Here is a 1,008-nt window from a genome sequence, read left to right on the forward strand (position 1 = left end):
TCCACAGGCCTGTGACCTGCGATGATGCTCTCGATCACGTATTTGTTACTTCATTACGTCCCCAGAGAGCTGAGATTCACTCTCACAGCTCTCTCGAATCGGAATCAAGAAAAAGGCGGTGAGCAGGACACATCCGCCCGAGACGTCCACCGGACTCCGCTACCCGGGCCCGGCCGGAATGCACCCACCGACACCGGGACACGATTCCGATCATGCCGGCGCCCGGGGCGGCGCCACCGGGCGCCGCCGTACCGCACGGGAGCTACCACTACTGGGCATCGATTTCCTCCTGCCCCACCATGGGAGTCGTTACGCTGATCAGGTGCCACGCAACCGCCAGGAGGTTCCCCGCGAGGAACGGATCGATGCGTTGCTCACCGTCGCCGAGGAGCAGTTCCTGGCCCGCGGGTTCGCCGGGACGTCCATCGCGGAGATCGCCCGTTCCGCCGGCATCGAGCCGGGCTCCGTCTACTGGTATTTCCGGTCGAAGGACCATGCCTTCGCGGCGGTGCTGAACCGGCTGCTCGACGTTGAGGTCGACCGGATCGCCGCGTTGCCCGGAGACCCGGCGGCGAAGCTCTTCCTCGCCCTGGACTCGGTCGAGCGGCGCCGCACGCTGCATCCCTGTGTCGCCGAACGCGCCCCGCACGCCGCGCCGGTCATGGAGTACCACGAGCGGCTGCACGACTGGCTGCACGGGCTCGCGCTCGCCGCGGTGCACGACTTCGTGCCCGAACCCGATCGGGAGCTCGCGGCGGACGCGGTGGTCGCCACCATCGAGGGCGGGCTCGCCAACCCCGCGCCCTCCCGACCGACCAGCCATCTCGTGCACTTCCTGCTCTCGGCCTTCTGCACGGACACGCCGATACCGGCGAAGCCGGAGTTCCACGGATGGATGACGCCGTTGTTCGCCCGGCCAAGGGTAAACATTCACCTGCTTTAGCGATCTTGCTGTGGGTGACGGTTCACGGGCATGGCTGTGGGCCGCGCCGGGCGGGGTGGTTGGGG

The 1,008-nt window shown here is 67.5% G+C and carries 1 protein-coding gene; it reads left to right on the forward strand.

Going from position 1 to position 1,008, the window contains the following annotated elements; all coding sequences use genetic code 11:
* Window positions 1-322 precede the first annotated feature (322 nt).
* Window positions 323-943 carry a TetR/AcrR family transcriptional regulator gene (locus AC08OQ_RS12840; protein WP_462203554.1) on the forward strand — a complete coding sequence of 207 codons (621 nt, stop codon included), beginning with the start codon at window positions 323-325 and terminating at the stop codon, window positions 941-943.
* The last annotated feature ends 65 nt before the right edge of the window (window positions 944-1,008 follow it).

It is taken from the genome of Frankia sp. CcCS3 (assembly GCF_977927575.1).